The organism is Corallococcus macrosporus DSM 14697 (assembly GCF_002305895.1).
In the GTDB taxonomy this organism is placed as follows: Bacteria; Myxococcota; Myxococcia; order Myxococcales; family Myxococcaceae; genus Myxococcus; species Myxococcus macrosporus.
Window position 1 is genome coordinate 8,157,836 of record NZ_CP022203.1, and the last position, 16,233, is coordinate 8,174,068.

Sequence of the window (16,233 nt, forward strand, 5' to 3'; positions counted from 1 at the left end):
CCGGCGAGCCCGGGGCCGTGACACTTCAACGGAAACCACTTCGGGGCCTCGCGCGTACTCACCGAAGCTCCCCGCGCGCGCGGGGACTTCCGGAGACCGCGTCCATGACCACCGCCCCCCCATCCCTGGCCCGCCGGTTCCTTCCGCTGGCCCTCGCGGCGCTGGCCGCGCTGTCCGCGTGCACCCAGGCCCACGGCGCCGCGCCCGCCTCGCCCGCCCCCACCATCCAGGACAGCCGCCGCTACGAGAAGCCCTCGGACGCCGAGCTGCGGCGCACGCTGTCCCCGCTGGCCTACGAGGTGACGCAGCAGGGCGCCACGGAGCCCGCCTTCCGCAACCCGCTGTGGAACCACCACGAAGAGGGCCTCTACGTGGACGTGGTGAGCGGCGAGCCCCTCTTCTCCTCGCGCGACAAGTTCGACTCCGGCACCGGCTGGCCCAGCTTCACGCGCCCCGTGGACGGCGCCCGCGTCGTCGAGAAGAAGGACACCACGCAGGGCATGGAGCGCGTGGAGGTGCGCTCGAAGGCCGCCGGCTCGCACCTGGGCCACGTCTTCGGGGACGGGCCCGGGCCCACGAAGCTGCGCTACTGCATCAACTCCGCGGCCCTGCGCTTCGTGTCCGTGAATGACCTGGCCAAGGAAGGCTATGGGGCGTGGCTGCCGCTCTTCGGCCGCCCTGCCCCGGCCGCCGCGGCGAAGCGGCCGGACGCGTCTCCCTTCACGGAGACGGCGCTGCTGGCGGGCGGGTGCTTCTGGGGCATGGAGGACCTGCTGCGCAAGATTCCGGGCGTCGTGCGGACAGAGGTCGGCTACACCGGCGGCTCCAGCGCGTTCGCGAAGCCCACGTACCGCGACGTGAGCTCGGGCAAGACGGGCCACGCCGAGGCCGTGCGCGTGGTGTTCGACCCCACCCGGCTGACGTACGAGACGCTGCTGGAGCAGTGGTTCTTCCGCATGCACGACCCGACGACGCTCAACCGCCAGGGCAACGACGTGGGCACGCAGTACCGCTCCGCCATCTTCTACCTGTCCGACGCCCAGAAGCGCGTGGCCGAGGCCGTGAAGGCGCGGGTGGACGCGTCCAGGAAGTGGCCCCGCCCCGTCGTGACGCAGGTTGTCCCCGCCACTGCCTTCACCCCCGCCGAGGACTATCACCAGGACTACCTGGTGAAGAACCCGGGCGGCTACACCTGCCACTACCTGCGCGACTGACGCGCGGCCTCAGCCCTGCTGGAGCGGCAGGCGGACGATGAAGGTGGTGCCCTCGCCCAGGGTGCTCTCCACCGTCATCCGGCCCCCGTGGTTCTCCACGATGCCCTGGCAGATGGAGAGGCCCAGGCCGGTGCCCTTGCCTTCCGGCTTGGTGGTGAAGAAGGGCTCGAAGATGCGCTGCAGGTGCTTGGGGTCGATGCCCGTGCCCGTGTCGCGCACCTTCACCACCGCGTCCTGGCCGTCACGCCCCGTGGCCAGGATGACGGAGCCGCCCGGCGGCATGGCGTGGCACGCGTTGGTGATGAGGTTGACGAACACCTGCACCAGGTTGGCGCGCACCGCGGACAGCGGCGGCAGCTCGGCGTACTCGCGCTGCACGCTGACGCGCGCCTGGGACACCACGTGCTCACAGAAGCCCACCGCCATGTCCACGACGGCGTTGAGCTGCACCCGCTCCGGCCGGTCCTGCGCCGGGCGCGCGTAGCTGACCAAATCTCGGGTGAAGCGCAGGATGCGGTGGCTGCTCTCCAGGATTTTGCGCAGCTTCTCCTGGTCCGCCGGGTTGGCCCCCGGCGTCATCCGCGAGCGCTGCAGCAGCGCGTCCGCGTACGTGGCCACCGCCGTCATCGGGTTGTTGATTTCGTGCACCACGCTGGCGGCGAGCTGCCCGATGGAGGCCAGCTTCTCCGCGTGGATGATGCGCTTCTCCAGCTCCTTCACCACCGTGATGTCCTGCCCGATGGCGATGACGCCCTCCACCTCCCCGTGCTGGGAGAGCTTGGAGGACGTGGCGAAGGAGACGCGCACCTCCGCGCCGTTGCGCGTCAGCAGCCGCGTCTCGAAGCTGTTCACCGGCTCGCCGCGAATCGCCGCGCCAATGACCTGGTTGAGCCGCAGGTGCTCGCTCTCCGGGATGAGCCAGAAGAAGTCCCGGCCCAGCACCTCCTCCTTGCCGAAGCCGGTGAGCGCGCTCAGCGCCTGGTTGAAGACGACGACCTGCTTGTCCCGGTTCGCCACCAGGATGAGGGCGTTGGCCTTCTCCAGCAGGTCCTCCAGGTACTTGCGGACGAACGTCAGCTCGTCGATGAGCTTCGCGTTCTTCACCGCCACCGCCACCTGGTTCGCGAGCTGGAGCAGCACCCGCTCGTCGTGCGGCACGTCGGAGACGAAGCCCGCCGGGTACTCCATGTTGATGGCGCCGAAGAGCTGCCCGCTGGCCACCAGCGGCGCGCTCACACCGTGGGTGCTGTCCTGGAACAGCAGGGGGACTTCGCTCAGCACCGCCACGCGGTCCCCGGGCAGCGACGCGCGGTCCAGGCTCGTCTTCTCCACCGCGCGCTCCATCAGCACCAGCGGCTCGTGCGCGCCCTCCTTCAGCCGGCCCTCCGCGTAGAGCGACGTGAGGCCCCCCGTGCGCGCGTCGGTGATGCGGATGCAGAACGAGCGCCCGGGGAACAGCTCCTTCACGCCGCGCGCCACCGCGGCGACCAGCTCCTCCTCGCCGCCGGCCTCGGCCACGCTGCGGCCCAGGTCCAGCAACACGCCCTCGGTGCGCGCCTGCTCCAGCAGCGCCCGCTCCGCCACCACCAGCCGGTTGCGGGACAGCTCCGGCTCGTTGCGCGCGCGGACGGCCACCACGTCCCCCCGGCGGGACAGCGTCAGCACCACGCCGGGCAGGTCGGGCAGCAGCTCCACGTCACAGCTCGCGCCATCCGCGGGCACGCTGGCGCCGGCCAGGGTGCGCGCCACCTCCTCCACGGAGGCGTGCTGGTCCGCGCAGAAGCGGCGGAAGGCGGCGTTGACGGACACCAGCCGCAGGGCCGGGTCACACATGGCCGCGGGGGCGTCCAGCGCCTCGAAGAGGGCCTGGAAGGACTCCGGGGCAGGGCCGCCGCCGGCGATTCGCACGGCTCGGGTCTCAGTCTTCATGGGAGGTGGCCTTGTCCAGGTCGAGAATCTGTTGCGCCCCCATGTAGGACTTCGTCTCGTAGCGGGTAATCTTCCCAATCTTCCGGACGATCTCCGCCATGCGCTCCGCCTCGCGGTAGATGATGTCCACCGGCTTCCAGGCGAAGTCGTCTTCCTTCAGCTTCCGCTTCAGCAGCTCGGCGTAGCCCATCACCGAGGTGAGCGGCTGGTTCAGCTCGTGCGCGGCGGTGCCGGCGAGCGCGACGATGACCGCGCTCTTCTCGCTCTCCTCCAGCCGCGTCTCCACGTCGGACAGCTTGCGCTCCAACTGCATGCGCGCGCGCATGTCCGTGAAGATGCCCACGCTGAACACCTCGCGCCCCCCTTCGTAGACGATGGAGGCCGTCATGTTCACCGGCACCCGCTCACCGGAGCGGTGGACCAGCTCCTCCCGGATGAGGGACAGCCGGCCCTTGCCGCCGTGCTCGGGGGCGCGAATCATGGCCATCACCCGCTTCGCCACGCCCGGCGGGTAGAGCTGGTGGACGGTGAAGCTGCCGCCCAGCGCCTCCTGCGCGGTGTAGCCGCACAGCGCCTCCGCGCCCTTGTTGAAGAGGATGATGCGCCCCTTCAGGTCGGCCGCGATGATGGCGTCCACCGACGAGTCGATGAGCCGCTCCAGGAAGTCCTTCGTCTGGAGCAGCTCCTCCTCCAGCTTCCGCGCGTCCGTGACGTCGCGGAAGGAGAGGATGGTGGCCGCCTCCTCGTCGCGCAGCGGCGCCGCGGACATGGACAGCGTCAGGCGGCGGCCCGTGCGGGTGCACACCTGCACGTCCGCGCCGGAGCGGGCCTCGCCGCGCGCGGCGGTGGTCACCAGCTCCATCAGCACGTTCTCATCCACCGGCTGGGTGACCTGGTGCAGGTGGCGGCCGCGCGCGTCCGGCGCCTCCACGTCCAGCATGGCCGCGCCGGAGGGGTTCAGCGACAGCACGCAGGCCTTGTCGTCCAGGATGGCCACGCCCTCGCTGACGTGCGCGAAGAAGAGCTGGTACGGCTTGAACGACGCCGCCTGCTCCTCCGCGGCCAGGCGGGCCGTCTTCTCCGCCTCCGTCTGCCCTCGCACCAACTGGAGCACGGACGCGTTGCGCAGGGCCACCGCGGTGGCGTGCGCCACGGTGGTGAGGAAATCAATCTCCCGCGGCGTGAAGGTGCGCCGCCGGCCCGCGGCGCGCAGCAGCAGCACGCCGCGCACCTGCCCGCGGATGGGCAGCGGCAGCGCGGCGATGGCGTGGATGCCCCGCGCGGCCACCGCGCGCCGCTCCACGTCCCCCAGCAGCGGGTGGGTGGAGGCCTCCTGCATCACCACCGGCTTGCCCGTGCGCATCACCTCCCGAATCTCCGGGTAGCGCGACAGGTCGATGCGCAGATCCTTGAGCGTGGGGTCGTCGCTGGCTGCGACGATGATGCCTTCGTCCGCGCTGCGCCCGAGCATCACCAGCGTGGCGCGCGCGATGTCCAGCTTCTCCGCCAGCCGCCGGGTGACGCCGTGCAGCAGCGCCTCCACGTCGGACGTCTCCGCGTAGTCCGCGGTCAGCTCCAGCAGGAGCGCCAGGTCCTCCTGGCTGCGCGCCTGCTCCTCGCGCTCCACGTGGCGCTCGGCGGCGCACTGGAGCCGCCAGGCCAGTTCGTGCAGGGCCACCGGTGCGGTGACGACGTCCGCGGGCTTGAGGGACTGGGCGGTGGCGAAGGCGCCCTCCCCTGGCGCCACCAACACCACCAGGGTGAGGTGCGCGGCCAGGGCGGCGTCGAGCAGGGCCTCACCCGCGGCGAGCCCTCCCGGCGCGGTGAGGTCCACCAGCGCGAGGGAGGCCTCCTCGAGGCCGTCCACCACCCGCAGCCCCGCACGCGTGGCCGCCGCGGCCAGCAGCTCCCGCGCGGGTGAGTCCGGGGGCACCAGGGCGATGCCGGATACGAATTCCAACGAGGACGGCACGTGGAGAGTGGGGTCCAGGGCAGAGGGGCCCCCACTCTACACGCCCTGGCGGCTCAGGGGCAGTCCGACTCGAAGGCGCCCTGGTCCGGGCCTGGCCCGCACCACGTCAACCCCAGCGACAGCCCCGCGTTGAGGGCGGGCGAACCCGACCCCAGGCGGAAGTCCCCGGTGTCGATATTGACGAAGCCGGGGGCCTTCTCCTGGGAGCGGCCGTCCAGCCCGCTCTGCGAGCGCCACTGCGAGAAGCCCATGTCCACGCCGTTGAGGCGGTAGACGGCCGAGCCCGCGTTGCGGAAGTAGAGGTTCGCGTCCACCACCGCCCCCGAGCGCCCGGGGCCGCCGCGCACCGCCACGCCGCAGCCGGAGAAGACGTTGTTGCGCACGTCCAGGCTGGCGCTGGCCCCGGTGTCGCCGTGGCCGAAGGTGAGGCAGGGCCCGGGCATGTTCCAGACGGTGTTGTGGTGCACCTTCACGTTCGACGTGGTGTCCACGCGGATGCCGCTGCCCTCCTCGCCGCCGCCCAGCCCGTCCCGCACCAGGTTGCGGCGGACGACGATGTTGGTGGGCGGCGCGCCCTGGCGCACCCCGCCGATGCTGATGGCGCGGCCGTTGTTGTAGAAGACGTTGTCCTCCAGCGTGACGTCCCGGGCGGACAGGTGCACCACCACGCCCTCGCCGCGCGAGGTGGACGACGACTCGTGGCCCCAGATGATGTTGCCGCGCAGCGTGACGCGGGTGCACGTCTTCACGTCCACGCCGTTCTCCCGGTTCTCGTGCAGCTCGTTGTCCTCCACCAGGAGGTTGTCGAAGGGCGTGCCGGAGATGGTGGCGCCGCCCTCGGGCCCGATGCACTGCACCGCGTCCCCGGAGTTGTGGTGGATGTCATTGCCGCGCACCACCACGTTGCGCGCCGTCGTCTGGACGATGACGCCGTGGCTGTCGTCCCCGTCGCGGTTGAAGTGGGAGATGGTGTTGCCCTCGATGAGGACGTCGCTGGCCTTCTCGCACACGTTGACACCCGCGCCCGCGGTGCCGTTCTTCACCGTGGAGTTCCGCAGCACGCCGTGGTGGGAGCCCACGCCGCGGAACAGCACCGCGAAGGAGGCGCTGCCCGCCACGTCGATGGTGAGCCCCTCGATGCTCCAGTACGCGCCGCGCACGTCCACCAGGGCGGAGCCGCTCCCGGACGGCTTCACCACCGGCTTCGCTCCCGGCGCGGCCCGCAGCGTGAGCAGCTTGTTCGCCGAGCCGCCCTTCTCCTCCAGCTTGAGGCGCTCGGCGTAGTTGCCCGTCTTCAGGAAGATGGCCTCGCCCGGACGCACCAGCTCCAGCGCGCGCGTCACGGTGCGCAGCGGCGCCGTCTCCGTGGCGGAGGCGCTGTCGCTGCCGTTGGGCGCCACCCAGAGGACGCGCGTGTACTGGGGCTCGGGCTCCGGCTCGGGTTCGGGTTCCGGCTGCGGCTCGGGGGGCGGCGGCTCCGGGTTCGGGGAGGGAATGTCGACGATGACGGGCGGCGGCTCCGACGGGTCCGGCGTGTCGTCTTCGTCATCCGTGGAGGGCGTGCCGGGCACGGACGGGTTGCCCGTCGACGGCGTTTCGCTGGAGCCCGGTGGCGCACCACTTTCCTGGGTGAGCTCCACCTTGCCATTGCAGGCCAATAAGGACAGCAGGGCAGCGGAGCAGAGGGCCGTGGACCACGGCGAGCGGTTGCGCATCCTGGCGGACTCCTGGTGTGGGTCGCGGCGCGGGAGGCGCTCGCGAGGACGGCCGCCAATTCCGGGCCCCGCGCTGTTCATTCCCTCCGGGCGCGGCAACCCCTGCCTGCCGGGACGCAGAGGGAGGAGACAGGAAACGCGGTTTCGCGGGGTTGGAGTGGATGCTTCGGCTCACCGACAGGTGGGCCTTCGCGGGGAGCTGAAGTGTGATGTGTGCAACGCGCTGGGGGAATTATTCCCGGGCTTTTTCACACGGAGCGAAGGGCCGGGCCGGGCGCCCCCGGGCGAGTGGGCGCGCGGCGGGGCGAGACATTCCGGTGTCTCAGGGAGGCAGGGCGTAGCTTGACGTCGGGAGGAGCGCGCGAGATATGAGCCGCCTTCCACCCGCTGTCAGGAGACACCTTGAACATCTTCAAGGAATTCACCTTCGAGGCCGCGCACCGGCTTCCCAACGTGCCGCCCGGCCACAAGTGCAGCCGGCTGCACGGCCACAGCTACCGGGTGGAGATCCACGTCAGCGGCCCAGTGGGCGAGCAGTCCGGGTGGGTGATGGACTTCTCCGACCTCAAGGAGGCCTTCGAGCCCCTGCGGCTGAAGCTGGACCACTACTACCTCAATGAGATTGAGGGCCTGGAGAACCCCACCAGCGAGAATCTGTCGCGGTGGATCTGGAAGCGCCTGCGTCCGGGCCTGCCCCTGCTCAGCCGGGTGGTGGTCCGTGAGACATGCACCAGTGGGTGCGTCTATCAGGGTGAGGACGACTGAGCCGGTCCCTCGCGGGGCTGGCTCCTCGAGGGGACCGCCATGAACGTTCTGATTACCGGAGCCACCGCGGGGTTCGGGCTGGCCATCGCCCGCCGCTTCATCCAGGACGGCGCGCGGGTCATCGCCTCCGGGCGGCGCACCGAGCGGCTGGAGGCGCTGCGCGCGGAGCTGGGCGAGCGGGTGCATCCCCTGACGCTCGACATCACGGACCGTGAGGCCGTGGAGCGGGCCATCCGCTCGCTGCCGGCGGACTTCGCGGAGGTGGATGTCCTGGTCAACAACGCGGGCCTGGCGCTGGGGTTGGACCCGGCGCAGACGGCGCGCGTGGAGGACTGGGACACGATGGTGGACACCAACGTGAAGGGCCTCCTGTACTGCACGCACGCGGTGCTGCCCGGCATGGTGGCGCGCAACCGGGGCCACATCGTCAACATGGGCTCAGTGGCCGCGGAGTGGCCCTACCCCGGCGGCAACGTGTACGGCGCCACCAAGGCCTTCGTGCACCAGTTCAGCCTCAACCTCCGCGCGGACCTGCATGGCACCGCCGTGCGCGTGACGGACATCGAGCCCGGCCTGGTGGGCGGCACGGAGTTCTCCAACGTCCGCTTCAGGGGCGACGACACGCGCGCCGCCTCCGTCTACGCCAACACCCAGGCGCTGACGCCCGAGGACATCGCGGACGCGGTGCACTGGGTGGCCACGCGGCCGGCACACGTGAACATCAACGTCATGTCGTTGATGCCGGTGTCGCAGTCCTTCGGGCCCCTGCCGGTGAAGCGGCAGGGCTGAGGCGGGAGGACGTCCGGGGTTTCCCACACCCTGGAGGATGTCAGAGGTATGGCGCATGCTCGACACATGAGCGAAGCCATCCACGGACGAGAAGGGGCGCGACTTGCGAGGCCCCAGGCATGGCCGCATCCTGGGGATATGGGTGACGAGCCACCGCCGGAGCAGATTTACGAAGCGTTGGAGCGCCTCCCTCTAAATGTCGTCGGGGAAATCATCGACGGTGAGCTGCACGTCAGCCCCCGTCCGGGGACGCTTCACGGCAGGGCTGCCATCCGACTCGGCCAGCAACTGGCACCGTTCGACCCGGAACTCGGGGCGGAAGGCCCGGGCGGCTGGGTCATCCTCCCCAAGCCGGAGTTGCACCTCGGCTGCAACGTGCTCGTGCCAGACCTCTCCGGGTGGCGGCGCGAACGCATGCCGGAGATTCCGGACGTGGTCGGCGTGGAACTCGCCCCCGACTGGCTCTGCGAGGTCCTGTCCCCCTCCACCGCAGCCCTGGACCGCTCGCGGAAGATGACGCACTACGCCCGCGAGGGCGTGAACCATCTGTGGCTCGTGGACCCGCGCATCCAGCTCCTCGAAATCTACCGGCGTGAGGGCGAGCGCTGGCAGCGACTGGGCGCCCACACCGGCGACGCCACCGTTCATGCCGAACCCTTCGAGGCACAAAAGTTGAATCTCGGTTCACTTTGGCAGCGCTGAGCCCCGGCCGTGGCGTCCCCAACGCCGCGTGTTGGGATAACCTGCCCTCCCATGAGTCATCCGGAACGACCGCCGCCGTCCCAGGGGCTCCTCGCCCGCGGCCTGAAGCTGCTGGGCCACCTCACCCATCCGGACACCCGCACCGGCAAGGTGTTCACCCGCGCCGAGCAGGGGCTCACCCGCGCCGCCGCCAAGGTGACGGAGAGCCCCACGTACCTGCGCGTGAGCGGCACCCTGATGCGTCAGGGCTTCAACGCCCGCATCCGCCGCAACGGCCTGGTGGAAGGCGCGCTGCGCACCCTGCGCCTGCCCACCACCTCCGAGGTGGAGAACCTGCGCGACCAGCTCCGCCGGATGAATGACCAGGTGGAGGCGCTCGGCACCCAGTTGGAGTTGGTGGTGGACCTGCTCCACCGTCAGGAGGCCGCGCCGCAGGAGCCCGAGTCCCCCGAGCCCACGTCCAAGGAGCGCGCGCCCTCCAAGCGCCGCCGCTGACATGCCCGCGTCCACGCCCCAGCGTCTTCGCTCCTTCGTCACCGGCCAGGTCGAATTGACTCGCGCCGTCGCGCACGCGCTCAAGTCGCGGCCCTTCAATCCGTACCCGTACCTCAAGCCCTTCATCGAGAGGGCCTCGGGCGTCCGCGAGTCGCCCATCAGCGCCACGCCGCACACCGTCGTGTACACGCGCGGCAGCATGCGGCTGCTGCGCTACGCGGCCCCGCGCCGCCGCCACCGCACGCCCATCCTCTTCGTCTATTCGCTCATCAACCGCTGGTACATCCTCGACTTCCTGCCGGGGCGCAGCCTCATCGAGCACCTCACCCGCGAGGGCTACGACGTCTACGCCATCGACTGGGGTGTGCCGGGGCAGGACGAGGAGCGGCTCACCTGGGATGACCTGCTCGGCGGGCTCATCCAGACGGCGGTGCGCTGGACGCTGCGCGTGAGCAAGAGCCGGGACTTGACGCTCTACGGCTACTGCATGGGCGGCACCATGGCCCTGGCGTACACGGCCCTGTACCCCGAGGGCGTCCGCAACCTGGTGGCGCAGGCCACGCCGGTGGACTTCAGCAAGGGCGGCCTCTACACGCTGTGGACCTCCGCCAACCACTTCGACGTGGACTCGCTGGTGGACGCCTACGGCAACGTGCCCACGCCGGTGCTGGAGAGCGGCTTCCTCATGGCCGCGCCGGTGCAGCGCCTCACCCGCTGGCTGGAGGTGTGCCGCCGCATCGACGACCCGGAGTTCGTCACCACCTTCCTCGCCATGGAGCGCTGGGGCTCGGACCCCGTGCCCTTCCCGGGCGAGGTGTACCGGCAGTACATCAAGGACTGCTACCAGCAGAACCTCTTCCCCCAGGGCCTCATGGAAGTGGGCGGCGAGCGCGTGGACCTGGGCCGCATCCAGTGCGCCATCCTCAACGTCATCGCCGAACACGACACCATCGCGCTGCCCGCGATGAGCGAGCCGCTGAACACCCTGGTCGGCTCGAAGGACTGTGAGACGCGGCGCTACCCGGTGGGCCACATCGGCCTGTCCGCCTCCAGCAAGGGGGCGACGAAGGTGTGGCCCTCCATTTCCGCGTGGATTGGCGCGCGCTCGAAGCCGATGGAGCCATGAACGTCTCGTCCGACACCGAAGCCATGGGCGTGCAGGTCCGCGAAGGCAGCATCCACCTGAGGGACGGCCGGCGGCTCGCCTACGTCGAATCCGGCGACCTGAGCGGCCTGCCCGTGTTCTTCATCCACGGCAACCCGGGCTCGCGCCACATGCGTCACCCGGATGACCGGCTCACCCACGCGCTGGGCGTGCGCCTCATCGCGCCGGACCGGCCGGGCTATGGCCTGTCGGACTACCAGCCCGGGCGCACGCTGCTCGACTTCCCGGAGGACTTGGAGCAGCTCGCCAACGCGCTGAAGATTGACCGCTTCGCCCTCTTCGGCGTGTCCGCCGGTGGGCCCTACGTGGCCGCGTCCGCGTGGAAGCTGGGGGAGCGCCTCACCCGCGCGGCGCTCGTCTCCGGCGCGGCGCCCCTGGCCCGTCCGGGCGCCATGGCGGGTGTGAACCGGGACTACCGCAACGCGTACACCATGGCCGCGTGGCCGGAGTGGGTGCTGCACCCGCTGATGGCCATGCATGACCGGCAGGTGCGCGCCAACCCCGCGCGGGCGCTGGCGGGCCTGCGCGCCCAGGCGTCGGCGGATGACCGCGCGGTGCTCGCCGACCCGCGCATCGCCGCGCAGGTCCAGGGCTGGCGCTACGAGGCCACGCGCAAGGGCGTGGCGGGCATGCGCCGCGAGGCCCACATCCTCGCGCAGCCGTGGAACGTCCCCCTGGAGGAGATTCGGACGGAGGTGGACCTCTGGTACTGGGAGGGCGACAGCATCGTCCCGACGCAGATGGGGCAGTACCTCGCGAACCGCATTCCGCGCGCCGTGCCCCGCTTCTTCCCCGGCGGTGGGCACTTCTCCATCTTCACCCACTGGACGGACATCCTCACGCCGCTGGTCCAGCAGGGACGCTGAGACGAAGCCCCGCGCTCAGGCGGCGCGGGACTGTTCCGCGGGGGTGGCTGGCGGCGCGGGCGGGGCAAGGGGCTCGCCGTTCTCCCCCAGCACCACGGGGGCGATGCCCAGCTTCCGCTCGACGAAGGCGTGGCCCAGGTAGATGAAGGGCGTCAGGCCCACCGCGACCAGCAGCTTCACCACGTAGGACGTGTAGATGATGCTGACGATGGTGGAGTTGGGCAGCACGCCCGTCCACGCCACGTACTGCACCACCACCGTGTCGATGAGCTGCGACACCAACGTGGAGCCCGTCGCCCGCACCCACAGGAGCCGGTTGCGCGTCAGCCGCTTGAGCCCGTTGAAGATGGCGATGTCGCAGAACTGGCCCACCAGGTACGCAATCATGGACGCGACGAGGATGCGCTGGGAGCCGCCGAAGACGTTGTTGAACGCGTTCTCCACCGTGCCCGTGTAGTCGTTGGCGCGCGTCAGCGGGGCCCACGGCACCTGCACGGCGATGCCAATCACGATGAAGGCGAAGATGGCCATGAAGAAGCCCACCCACGTCACGAAGCGGGCCGCCTTCTTCCCGTAGAACTCGTTCAGGATGTCGGTGAGGAGGAACGTCACCGGGAAGGGCAGCATGCCAATGGACATCACCGCCACCACCGGCCCCACCTTCGCCTCGAACAGCTTCACGCCGATGATGTCGCCCACCACCAGCGAGGTGACGAACACCCCCGCCAACACCACGAAGAGCTGAAGCCGTCTGTCGAGGAGCATCCCGTCGTCCTTGTGAACCGAGGCCGCGTCATACCGCGCCTCACTCCCGGAGCAGTAGCCCCCCGTCCAGCACCAGCTCGGAGCCGGAGAGCCACGACGCGCCCAGCAGGTAGCGCACCGCCCCGGCCACGTCCTCGGGACGCCCGAGCCGGCCGAGCGGATGCAGCGCCCGCAGGCCCGCGAGCTGGGCCTCCTGCCGCCGCGCGTGCTCGGGCCCCGGCAGCGCCCCTTCACCGGGCGCCAGGCGCACCTCGCGCACCATGTCCGTCTCCACCACGCCCGGCAGCACCGCGCTGGCGCGCACGCCCTTCGCCGCCCCGGCCAACGCCAGCACCTTCATCACCTGGAGGAGCCCCGCCTTCGCCGCGCTGTACACCGCGCTGGTGACCACGGGCCGCGTGGCCAGCGTGGACGCGATGAACACCTGCGCCCCACCCGGCGCCAGGACCTCCAGCGCCTGCTCGCCCAGCCGCAGCGGCGCGACGAGGTTGATTTCGAGCTGCGCCCGCAGCGCGTCCTCGCCAATGTGGCCCGGGAGCTGGTGCACCACCTGGCCCGCGCTGTGGACGAAGCCGTCCAGGCCCCCCAGCATCGTGGCCGCACGGCGCAGCAGGCCCTCGCGGGCCTCCGGCGAGGCCAGGTCGCACGGCAGCGCGAAGGCCTGCCCTGGCCAGGCCGCCATCAGCGACTCCAGCACCTCCGCGCGCCGGCCCGACACCACCACCTGCCCGCCCGCGCGAAGCAGGGCCTCCGCCACCGCGCGGCCAATGCCCGTCCCACCACCGGTGACGAGCACCTTGCGCGTGCCCACCTCATTCATGAAGGGCGCTCCCTGAAGACCCCCGCCATGGCGCTCCCGTTGGGCACGCCCCCCGGCGCCCTCCCCTCCTCACGGCTGGTGCTCCGCGGGGGAGCCCGGCGCCGCGGGCTCATCCAGCGGGTAATAGGAGTGGCCGGTGACGGGCAACAGCCCCTCCGGCGGCGGCTCGGTCTCCACCTCGTCCGACGGGATGAAGCCCGGCCTGTCCACGCAGAGCACCGTCTGCTCCGTGGCGGAGGGGTTGTCGTAGCGGTGCAGGAAGCCGCGCGGCCAGTGGAAGGCCATGCCCCGCGCCACCGGCTTGAACTGGAGGAGCAGCCCCGAGCCCAACACCAGCTCGCTCTCCTCCATCCGCTGGTGCACGTGCGTGGGGATGCAGCCACCCGGCTTCACCCGCAGCCGGTAGACGCCGTAGCCCGCGCCCTCGTGGATGATGTCCACGCGGCCAAAGCCCTTCTCCTCCCGCGCGTACACCATCTCCGCGGCGGTGCGGTGAATCTGGAGCGACGGCACCGCCAGCCCCCCCAGCGCCTGCGGCTTCGTCACCCGCACCGTGGCCGCGTGGACCTGCGCGCGCGGGACGTCGTCGGTGGGCGGCGCCAGCACGTAGCGGCACACCGTCTCCACGGCGGACTCCAGCAGCTCGAAGCGGCACGCCTCCAGGAGGAAGCGCAGCTCCCCCGCGAGCCGGCCGTAGTTCACCGTGTGCGCCAGCTTGCCGCCCACCGCGGCGGCGCGGGTGTCCAGGAACAGGGCCACGTCCAACCGCAGCGGCTGGGCCGCGACGCGCTCGCGGTTGAAGATGCCCACGATGCAGTCCACCGTGAGGCCCCGCAGCTCGATGACGTCCAGCGGCTGGCCCTCCGGCGTCGTGACGACGGGGGGATGGAATGCGTGCTCCGCGCTCATAGCTGTGCGCTCCTCCCGCCGTCGACGGCGATGACCTGCCCGGTGATGTACGGCGCCTCGCGGGCGAGGAAGACGACGGTGCGGGCGACGTCCTCGACGCTGCCCTCGCGCCCCATGGGGATGCGGCGCAGCACCGCGTCGCGGGCCTCGGCGTCGAAGCTCTCGGGGAAGGCCACCGTGCCGGGCGACACGGCGTTGACCCGGATGTGCGGGGCCAGCTCCACCGCCAGCGCGCGGGTGAGCATGATGAGGCCCGCCTTGCTCACCGAATAGTGCGCGTAGTGGCTCACCGGCCGCTCCCCGCCGACGTCGGTGAGGTGCACCACCAGCGGGTCCTTGCCGGCGCGCAGCGCGGGGAGCAGGGCCTGGGTGAGGAAGAAGGGCGCGTCCAGGTTCACCGCCATCATGGCGCGGTACTGGTCGCGGGAGATGTCGGCGAAGTCGGAGCGCTCGTAGAGGCCGGCGTTGTGGACCACCACGTCCAGCGCGGGCCAGGCCTCACGCACCTGCGCGGCCAGGGACTCCACCGCCTCCGGGCGGCTCAGGTCGGCGGCGTGCAGGGTGACGCGACGGCCGAGGCCTCGGAGCTCCTCCGCCAGCGCCTCCAGCGGTTCGAGCGAGCGGTTCGCATGGAGCGCCAGGTCATAGCCGGCGCGTCCGAGCGCCCGGGCCACCGCGCCGCCGATGCGGATGCCAGCCCCGGTGATGAATGCGGTCGCCATGGAGCGCATTCACTAACAGGCCCAGCGGGGAAAGCCACTTCGGACCTGCTGCCGCGAGGCGCGCCGGGCTCCCCCGAACCCGGCGCGCCCGCGGCGCGGTCCCCCAAACCTTCGAACCTCAGCGGATGGCGCTGGCGACGTGGACGCGGCCCGGCGCGAAGGCCACCCACACCCACTCCTGGACCGGCTCGTAGCGGGCCGGAATCCAGCGCTGCTCGTAGAAGCCCCCGGTGCACCGGGTCACCCGCGCGCGGCGGTTGCCACGCTCACGGCACACCTCGGGGACCCACACGCGCTCGTAGCGGCCCTGCACCCAGCGATTCACGGTCTGCAGTTCGTAGCGGCCCCGAGCGTGCCGCGGCGGCAGCGGCGCGGGCCCCGGGTGGCGGCGGGCGTCGACGTGGACACCGAAGTTGCCGCCGCGGTTGTCATGCCGGTGCTGCTGGGAGAACCGCCCCTTCTCGTTGCTGTCGTCCTTCGCGTGCGCGGCCGTGGAGCCGAGGAGCATCATTCCGAAGGCCAGCACCGCGAAACCCGTCTTGAGCGCCATTGTCGTCCTCCTCCATCGTCCTGCGTCGTCCTGCTTGAACCTTCTGACGGGGCCCCCCGCGGAACATTCAATGGCCAATACCGGCCGCATTTTCAGAGGGGAGCGCCGGTGTGGGTGCGGTACACCCGGAGCCACCATGTTCCACCGCAAGGGGCCCACCCTCCGGGAGCTGGCCGCGCAGGCCCTCACCTCCGTCGAGCACGGCTACGACCTGCTCGCGCCCAAGTTCGAGTACACGCCCTTCCGCACGCCGGACGCGGTGCTGGAGGCAGCCATCGCCCAGGTGGGCGCGCCCGGCAGCGTGGGCAGCGCGCTGGACGTGTGCTGCGGCACCGGCGCGGCCATGCGCCTCCTGCGTCCGCTCGCGCGGGAGCGCGTCGTGGGCTTCGACCTCAGCCAGGGCATGCTCGACGAGGCCCGCCTGCGACTCGCGGAGGCGCCCGGCACCGCGGCCCTGGAGTTCGTCCGGGGTGACGCGCTGGCGCTCCCCTTCGAAGGCGGGTTCGACGTCGTCACCAGCTTCGGCGCCTTCGGCCACATCCTCGAAGAGGACGAGCCCCGGCTCGTGCGCGGCATCGCCCGCGCGCTGCGCCCCGGGGGCCGCTTCGTCTTCGTCACCGCGCACCCGCCGTCGAAGCTGCGGCCTGGCTACTGGCTGGCCAAGGGCTTCAACGCGGCCATGCGCGCGCGCAACGCGCTGTGGAAGCCGCCCTTCGTCATGTACTACCTGACGTTCCTGGTGCCCCGGGCCCGCGCGCTGCTCGAAGCGGAGGGCTTCACCGTGGAGGTGCGCGACGGCCTCATGCCGGAGCCCTTCACCGTGCTGAGCACCGTCATCGCCACGAAGCGCTGAGC

At 71.2% G+C, this 16,233-nt stretch carries 16 protein-coding genes; 8 read left to right on the forward strand and 8 right to left on the reverse strand.

From position 1 onward, the window contains the following. The first annotated feature begins 104 nt into the window (after positions 1-104). Positions 105-1,214 (forward strand): bifunctional methionine sulfoxide reductase B/A protein, encoded by a 1,110-nt coding sequence (locus tag MYMAC_RS33105; RefSeq protein WP_095960953.1) that lies wholly within the window; start codon positions 105-107, stop codon positions 1,212-1,214. Positions 1,215-1,223: 9 nt separating this feature from the next. Here the strand turns inward: MYMAC_RS33105 and MYMAC_RS33110 are convergent, their stop codons facing one another. From MYMAC_RS33110 to MYMAC_RS33120, 3 genes are all read right to left on the reverse strand, one after another. Continuing rightward, positions 1,224-3,143 (reverse strand): ATP-binding protein, encoded by a 1,920-nt coding sequence (locus MYMAC_RS33110; protein WP_095960954.1) that lies wholly within the window; start codon positions 3,141-3,143, stop codon positions 1,224-1,226. Further along, entirely contained in the window at positions 3,133-5,103 is a 1,971-nt protein-coding gene (locus MYMAC_RS33115) for a PAS domain S-box protein (protein ID WP_239989169.1), read from the reverse strand. Before MYMAC_RS33115 ends, MYMAC_RS33110 begins: the two co-directional genes overlap by 11 nt. 65 nt (positions 5,104-5,168) lie before the next feature. Further along, positions 5,169-6,830, reverse strand: coding sequence for a right-handed parallel beta-helix repeat-containing protein (locus MYMAC_RS33120; protein ID WP_239989170.1), 1,662 nt, complete (start codon positions 6,828-6,830; stop codon positions 5,169-5,171). A gap of 402 nt (positions 6,831-7,232) precedes the next feature. Between MYMAC_RS33120 and queD the strand changes: the two genes are divergently transcribed. From queD to MYMAC_RS33150, 6 genes are all read left to right on the forward strand, one after another. Beyond that, entirely contained in the window at positions 7,233-7,595 is a 363-nt protein-coding gene (queD, locus tag MYMAC_RS33125) for a 6-carboxytetrahydropterin synthase QueD (RefSeq protein WP_013937494.1), read from the forward strand. Between the two features lie 39 nt (positions 7,596-7,634). Then, positions 7,635-8,384, forward strand: coding sequence for a bifunctional NADP-dependent 3-hydroxy acid dehydrogenase/3-hydroxypropionate dehydrogenase YdfG (ydfG, locus tag MYMAC_RS33130; RefSeq protein ID WP_095960957.1), 750 nt, complete (start codon positions 7,635-7,637; stop codon positions 8,382-8,384). Positions 8,385-8,522: 138 nt separating this feature from the next. Next, the gene (locus tag MYMAC_RS33135) at positions 8,523-9,086 is read left to right on the forward strand and encodes a Uma2 family endonuclease (protein ID WP_095960958.1); all 564 of its coding nucleotides are present in this window, start codon (positions 8,523-8,525) and stop codon (positions 9,084-9,086) included. A gap of 51 nt (positions 9,087-9,137) precedes the next feature. Continuing rightward, positions 9,138-9,581, forward strand: coding sequence for a hypothetical protein (locus MYMAC_RS33140; RefSeq protein WP_095960959.1), 444 nt, complete (start codon positions 9,138-9,140; stop codon positions 9,579-9,581). Position 9,582: 1 nt separating this feature from the next. Then, positions 9,583-10,707, forward strand: a complete 1,125-nt coding sequence (locus tag MYMAC_RS33145) for an alpha/beta fold hydrolase (RefSeq protein ID WP_095960960.1) — start codon at positions 9,583-9,585, stop codon at positions 10,705-10,707. Continuing rightward, positions 10,704-11,612, forward strand: a complete 909-nt coding sequence (locus tag MYMAC_RS33150; RefSeq protein WP_095960961.1) for an alpha/beta fold hydrolase — start codon at positions 10,704-10,706, stop codon at positions 11,610-11,612. The genes MYMAC_RS33145 and MYMAC_RS33150 overlap by 4 nt, the downstream gene beginning before the upstream one ends. 15 nt (positions 11,613-11,627) lie before the next feature. Here the strand turns inward: MYMAC_RS33150 and MYMAC_RS33155 are convergent, their stop codons facing one another. The 5 genes from MYMAC_RS33155 to MYMAC_RS33175 form a co-directional block, all read right to left on the reverse strand. Next, the gene (locus MYMAC_RS33155; RefSeq protein ID WP_095960962.1) at positions 11,628-12,377 is read right to left on the reverse strand and encodes a queuosine precursor transporter; all 750 of its coding nucleotides are present in this window, start codon (positions 12,375-12,377) and stop codon (positions 11,628-11,630) included. 40 nt (positions 12,378-12,417) lie between these two features. Then, positions 12,418-13,197 (reverse strand): SDR family NAD(P)-dependent oxidoreductase, encoded by a 780-nt coding sequence (locus tag MYMAC_RS33160; RefSeq protein ID WP_095960963.1) that lies wholly within the window; start codon positions 13,195-13,197, stop codon positions 12,418-12,420. A gap of 69 nt (positions 13,198-13,266) precedes the next feature. Then, entirely contained in the window at positions 13,267-14,106 is an 840-nt protein-coding gene (locus MYMAC_RS33165; protein ID WP_013937486.1) for a dihydroneopterin aldolase, read from the reverse strand. Next, positions 14,103-14,828 carry an SDR family oxidoreductase gene (locus MYMAC_RS33170; RefSeq protein ID WP_095960964.1) on the reverse strand — a complete coding sequence of 242 codons (726 nt, stop codon included), beginning with the start codon at positions 14,826-14,828 and terminating at the stop codon, positions 14,103-14,105. The genes MYMAC_RS33165 and MYMAC_RS33170 overlap by 4 nt, the downstream gene beginning before the upstream one ends. Positions 14,829-14,946: 118 nt before the next feature. Continuing rightward, on the reverse strand, positions 14,947-15,378 hold the full coding sequence (locus tag MYMAC_RS33175) for a hypothetical protein (protein ID WP_095960965.1): 432 nt from the start codon (positions 15,376-15,378) through the stop codon (positions 14,947-14,949). A 136-nt stretch (positions 15,379-15,514) separates the two neighbouring features. Between MYMAC_RS33175 and MYMAC_RS33180 the strand changes: the two genes are divergently transcribed. After that, a complete protein-coding gene (locus MYMAC_RS33180; RefSeq protein ID WP_095960966.1) occupies positions 15,515-16,231 on the forward strand; it encodes a class I SAM-dependent methyltransferase in 717 nt (238 codons plus the stop codon). The last annotated feature ends 2 nt before the right edge of the window (positions 16,232-16,233 follow it).